This window comes from Psychrobacter sp. AOP7-B1-24 (genome assembly GCF_052376215.1).
Lineage (GTDB): Bacteria > Pseudomonadota > Gammaproteobacteria > Pseudomonadales > Moraxellaceae > Psychrobacter.
In genome coordinates, this window is sequence record NZ_JBQSVL010000117.1 from 1 (window position 1) to 5,433 (window position 5,433).

General features: G+C 39.6%; 5 protein-coding genes. 4 read left to right on the forward strand and 1 reads right to left on the reverse strand.

Annotation, left to right across the window (positions count from 1 at the left end):
* Positions 1–315: 315 nt before the first annotated feature.
* Together ACT3QP_RS13985 and ACT3QP_RS13990 are read left to right on the forward strand one after the other, a co-directional pair.
* Complete coding sequence (locus ACT3QP_RS13985; protein WP_192520660.1) at positions 316–540, forward strand: helix-turn-helix domain-containing protein; 225 nt, start codon at positions 316–318, stop codon at positions 538–540.
* A 156-nt stretch (positions 541–696) separates the two neighbouring features.
* Complete coding sequence (locus tag ACT3QP_RS13990; protein ID WP_192520661.1) at positions 697–972, forward strand: hypothetical protein; 276 nt, start codon at positions 697–699, stop codon at positions 970–972.
* 121 nt (positions 973–1,093) lie between these two features.
* Here ACT3QP_RS13990 and ACT3QP_RS13995 read toward each other — a convergent pair whose 3' ends face one another.
* On the reverse strand, positions 1,094–1,609 hold the full coding sequence (locus ACT3QP_RS13995) for a hypothetical protein (protein ID WP_444525926.1): 516 nt from the start codon (positions 1,607–1,609) through the stop codon (positions 1,094–1,096).
* 286 nt (positions 1,610–1,895) lie between these two features.
* On the opposite strand from ACT3QP_RS13995, the gene ACT3QP_RS14000 reads away from it, so the two are divergent.
* Both ACT3QP_RS14000 and ACT3QP_RS14005 read left to right on the forward strand, forming a co-directional pair.
* Positions 1,896–4,049: a MobA/MobL family protein gene (locus ACT3QP_RS14000; RefSeq protein WP_444525927.1), complete on the forward strand. Its 2,154-nt coding sequence runs from the start codon at positions 1,896–1,898 to the stop codon at positions 4,047–4,049.
* Positions 4,050–4,422: 373 nt separating this feature from the next.
* On the forward strand, positions 4,423–5,352 hold the full coding sequence (locus ACT3QP_RS14005; protein WP_192520942.1) for a replication initiation protein: 930 nt from the start codon (positions 4,423–4,425) through the stop codon (positions 5,350–5,352).
* The last annotated feature ends 81 nt before the right edge of the window (positions 5,353–5,433 follow it).

Genomic DNA, 5,433 nt, shown 5'->3' on the forward strand with positions numbered 1-5,433 from the left:
TAAGTATATAAGTATATAAGTATATAAGTATATAAGTATATAAGTATATAAGTATATAAGTATAACTAAAAATGTACGTCACATCACTACTAATAGCAATACTTCATAGTCAAAATAGCATCGTCTTTTCTAACTAGCGTCTATCCATTATGATAGACGTTCTGCATTAAAGACAGCATAATAAACTGCCTACTACTAGATAAATTACCGCTATTGAATATCAATTTGAGCTACTAAAAGGAATACGTTAGCCACTCATATTCGTTATAATCCGCTCACCAATCAAAACCACTAATCGTTAATGAGGAAACCACTATGGTGAAGTGTCACTTATCGACCATCATGGGCGAAAGACGCCTTAAAATTGCCGATGTCGCAAGGGATACTGGCATCAATCGTGGCACCATTACTCGCATGTATCATGAAGAAGCCACTCGAGTTGACCTAGATGTCATCGAGTCTTTATGCACGTATCTTAGAATCAATGTTGGTGATTTATATGAAATCATAAATGAGAACAGCAGTGAGTCGCCTGAGTAAACACACTCTTTGATAAGACATTATAAACTTCAAAAGTACAAAAAGACCTATAGAAGGTTATTTTCTCTTGCAATAGATTAAAATATAGGTATAATTTGACCTGTAGTAAGTCATTTTATCCATTATTAACACATAATAATCTGCAGGAGAATACTAATGAATAACAATCTATCGCGGCTCAACAGCTGCACATGGTTTAGTAACAACGCTAAGTCTTTAGCCTATCAACTGTTATCAAATCTACAAGTACAACAGGGGACACAGTTAGCATCATTACTTAGCGTTGACTCTATTCTTCATAATGACGAAGCAGTCTATGTCTGGGTGCAACGACAGTTAGATGCTGGACTTGTGATTGATGATTATACGTTAAGCACCCTTGAAACCGCCTTTATAGAGTTGGTCACAGCTCATACTGACCAAGCAGCATAATCGTTTTAGATTAAAAAGGCCTCTCTTATGACCGATAGAGCTTGATATTTATTGCCTTAATAGCCAGTTGTCACCATCTGGCTATTTTTTATTAGCCGATACCATATTTATTGTCACGCTTTTAACGATGATAATTTTGGTGACTGCCCTGATCAGAATAATCTGTCTCACCCAAAGAAAAATCTAGTGGACTCCTATCGGTCGTGCTCACGAATTTCTCCGATTGGCTCTGTTCCGTAGCATCAACTTTCATTTCCCCTTCCTCATGAATAGCTTTTTGACTCTTCTCTTTTTGTTGAATCTCAAATGAATCCTCTTCATCGCCTAAACCTATATCACCGCCTAAACTTTCAATCATGCTTTTGAATAAAAACTTATCAGATTTTCTCGTTAAGAAATCTGGAAAGTGAATCGCAAAATATTCTCGGATCATCTGTTCATCGTCACCTTTAGTTGCCAATACCTGACCTAAAAATGCGCCCATTAGAATTTTTTGATTGTTCAGTCGCTTATCTAACTTTACCTGCTGAATCTTAGTTTGGCGTTTTAACTCTTCTAACCGTTGACGCTCTTTCAGCTTATTAGAATCTTGTTTATCAAATATAGATTCAGGCGCTTTATTATTAGTAACTGACATAGTCTCTCTCCTTATAAATAATATATCATTAACCCTAGCAAGGACTTCACCATCATTCAATCACTTATGATATGCTTTAACACAACCACATCAGACATCCGATATATATTATTTTATTGTTTAATGGTTGCGTCCCCCTGACTAAGGGCGAAGCAACGACTCAAAATTTAATCTATCCACTTCGTTACTATCTTAATTTTGAATCCTTCTTCGTTGGGGAAACCCCAAACCCCGCACACCACAAAAGACGTGGTGTGCAAAAAACCCAACATTAGGTTCGCTTATTATGACAATGGTTCATATCGATACTAAAGCAATTTCTCGAAAAGCGGGACAGTCGGCAGTAGCATGCGCCGCCTATCGTGCTGGTGATATTCTTGATGATGTTAAATACGGTAAGACCCACGACTATAGTAAAAAGTCTGGCGTCATGAGTAGTGATATCGTTTTGCCATTTGCGCTAAGAGCACTAGGTGTGAATGTCGATAGAGAGATGCTTTGGAATTTGGCTGAGGCAGCAGAGACTCGTTCGGACAGTCGAGTGGCGCGTGAGTGGCTGATTAATCTACCTTATGAGTTGTCTGAGCAAGATCGCCATTCACTGGCAATAGATTTTGCCCAAAAGCTGGTTGATGATATGGACGTGATTGCTGATGTTTGTATTCACCGTCCAGTGATGAAGCTGCCTTTTGATCCTGACGCTAAACCCAGCTCTAAGCGACTGCGTGAAGGGGAGAAAAATCCTGATCCGCGCAATTTTCACGCGCATATTTTAGTCACCACTCGAGCGCCCATCGTTGGGCCCAATAAAACCTTGGCATTTGACCCAAACCTTAAGACCCCGTTTGAGTGGTCTAATAAAAAACGTAAAAAACATGGTCTGCCGTCATCAATGAAAGAAATTAAGCGTATCCGTGGGATGTGGGTAGATACCGCCAACAAGGTGTTAGCACAACATAATCTACCATTGATGGATGCACGCAGTTATAAAGATCAGGAGCTTGATCAGCAGCCCACCATCAAAATGGGCGTTCATGCAACGGCAATGGAGCGCCGAGGCATCATGACCGAAAAAGGCAATACCAACCGAGCAATCAAAGCACGCAACAAACTGGTTGCTGAGAACCATATCAAACAGGAGGCAGACCATGAGCGACGAATCAAACAACTTAGAGACGGACTTACTCGGGCAACTGAGCAAAATGCAAGACTACATAGACTCATTGGAGGCACAAAACAGCGAGTTGACCTCACAAAACAACTTATTGAAAGCTCAGAACACGACATTGCGTACTGCACAGAACAATCTAACAGAACAGCAGATCGAGTTGACGACACAAACCGATGCATTGAAGACGCAAAACGAGGCGTTGCTTGGGCAGCTGAGCGATGCGAAAACCTACCAAAGTGGATTAATGGAACAGACCGAAGAAGCCAAAAAGCACAACAACGCATTGATCTCTCAAAACAGTGGATTAGTGCAAACTCAAAAAGAGCTGCAAACAGCGAATCAGTCGCTCAGGGCATCCATCAAGGCATTGCAGAGCGAGCAAAACCAGTCCCCAACCCCTTCGATGACGACGCACGACGAGCAAGAGCTGCTCGACTTGATCGACAGCAAAGACAAATTGATCGAGACACTCGAGCAAACCGTTATGAAGATGAGAGAATCTTTGAGTATGTTGAACGTATGAAGCTGCATCTGGCGATGCGCTTACTACAACGTCATCATGAGTCGATGACAATCAGATGGGCACAAGGAGAAACCGCAGAGAACACGCCTGATAAATTTGATCAGCGACAAGTAGCCGTACTCAGCGAGTTTGCAAAGCACCATGGTATTGAGAGCCATGATAAAGCAGTGGAATTTACAGCGCACTTACGCCAAGTGGCCAAACGTTTTGATCACACGCTGGTTGAGAACAACAAATCCATCATCAAGCTGTTGCGTGATCCTAACGCTGAACGTGAGCAGTATCTGGCACTGATTCAGCATTTTACAGATTTCAGAGACAATATCGATCAAAAACGAGCGGCATTGAATACCAGTAACATCGACGAGCTGGGCGGTAGCGCAGGAGAGGTAGGGAGAATGACTCGGGACACCATGTCATCGTTCAGCTATATAGAAGAATTAACGGATTACATCAATCAGGATAACTACCCAACTGAGGCAAGAGGGCTTGCCAAAGAACATTTAGCAGATACCTTAAATGAAACCTGTGAGCAACTCAAACTTGCATTGCGTGATGTCAACTCCTTACCAACAACCCAGCGTAAAACCTACTCAGAGGCTCTTAAAGCCACTTTAGAGACGTTTACTGAGCAATATGGCAAAGAGCTGTCTGAAAGCCAACACAGAGCACTACAGGGTGGTTTAGAGACCTATCAGTATCAAGTGAGTAGAACTAATACACCTAGGCGAGGATTTAGTCCTTAATCTAGTCCTCAAAAAAACCGCTACTGAGGAAAAATTTGCTTAGGCAAGATACGTTGTTTAAGTGATGATTTTTTACTTATCCACAAAAAAATTTATCACCCGTTTCTTTAAGGGTTTTTATTTGATCCTGTTTACTCCTGTTTACTCCTGTTTAAGAGCCTTTTTTCACCTTTGATATCAATAGCTTACAAAGAGAAAAAAGAGTAAATGAGCCAAAAAAAGAGTAAATGAGCCAAAAAAAGAGTAAATGAGCCAAAAAAAGAGTAAATGAGCCAAAAAAAGAGTCGTTTAAAGATAGCTATTTATTTTACTATTTTTATGATAGTTTGTCTCATGTGGAATTCTAATAAACGTAGAAATAGTGAAATATAAAATGGAAAATAATTTAGTCGTACAGTCAAATGATTTAGTTCTTGCTACTTATACGATGACAACAAAAGAAAAAGAGCTTTTACTAACTTGTATTAGTCAAATTGATAGTAGACCTGATGCGCCAAATATCAGTAAACAAACCAAATTTACTATTACTGCTGATGAGATAAAAAGGCTTTTTTATAGTGATAGCAACGCAAAAAATATCTATCGTGATATTGAGCAAGCTAGTAACCGCTTGTTTGAAAGGGAAGTGATCATCGCACTGCCAGACAATGAAGCATTGCGTACACGCTTTGTTAGTAGTCTTCTGTTTAGCCCAAATACAGGGAAGATTACGCTAACTTTTGCAGAGGATATATTGCCGTATCTGACACAATTAAAAGCAAATTTTACTAAATATAAGTTGTTAGAGATCAGTGAGCTATCAAGTATCCACTCAATACGCTTATATGAATTAATAGTGTGTTGGATCGGACAGTATCAATACAGTAAAGCATATGAACTTGAAGATTTTAAATATGTTATGGGTATAAAAGGCAAGTACAAGCAATTTAGTGAACTTCGAAAGTATGTGATCGATAAAGCCCTAGAAGAGATTAATGAAAGTACAAATTATAAGGTTAGTGTGGAATATAAAAAAAAGAGTAGAGGCAAAGGCTACGAGGGGCTAACGCTCAAATTCCACCGGAAAACACTAGATAAACTAACCAGTGAAGATGGCACCCTGTCACAAGCTACCATAGAGTCGATTGTTGATAACGTGCAGTTTATGAATGACTATAACAACCATCCGAGCCTAAGTTACGACGGCAAAATGCAGAATGACACATTTAAGCGCGAAATGATTCATATCATACAGCGAGAGCCTGAAAGTTTTAACAAGCCCAATAAATCTTTAGAGAGTTATCTACCAAAGATTAAACACTAATACTGAGACCATCCCGAATTCTGTGTAACTGCCCTTTAGATTAAATGCTTACTGATACGATCATCAAACATAATCATAAAG

Excerpts from the sequence above, each read along its gene's own strand:
- ACT3QP_RS13995 (WP_444525926.1), bottom strand. The coding sequence starts at position 1,609 with ATGTCAGTTACTAATAATAAAGCGCCTGAATCTATATTTGATAAACAA.
- ACT3QP_RS14000 (WP_444525927.1), top strand. The coding sequence starts at position 1,896 with ATGACAATGGTTCATATCGATACTAAAGCAATTTCTCGAAAAGCGGGA.
- ACT3QP_RS13990 (WP_192520661.1), top strand. The coding sequence starts at position 697 with ATGAATAACAATCTATCGCGGCTCAACAGCTGCACATGGTTTAGTAAC.
- ACT3QP_RS13985 (WP_192520660.1), top strand. The coding sequence starts at position 316 with ATGGTGAAGTGTCACTTATCGACCATCATGGGCGAAAGACGCCTTAAA.
- ACT3QP_RS14005 (WP_192520942.1), top strand. The coding sequence starts at position 4,423 with ATGGAAAATAATTTAGTCGTACAGTCAAATGATTTAGTTCTTGCTACT.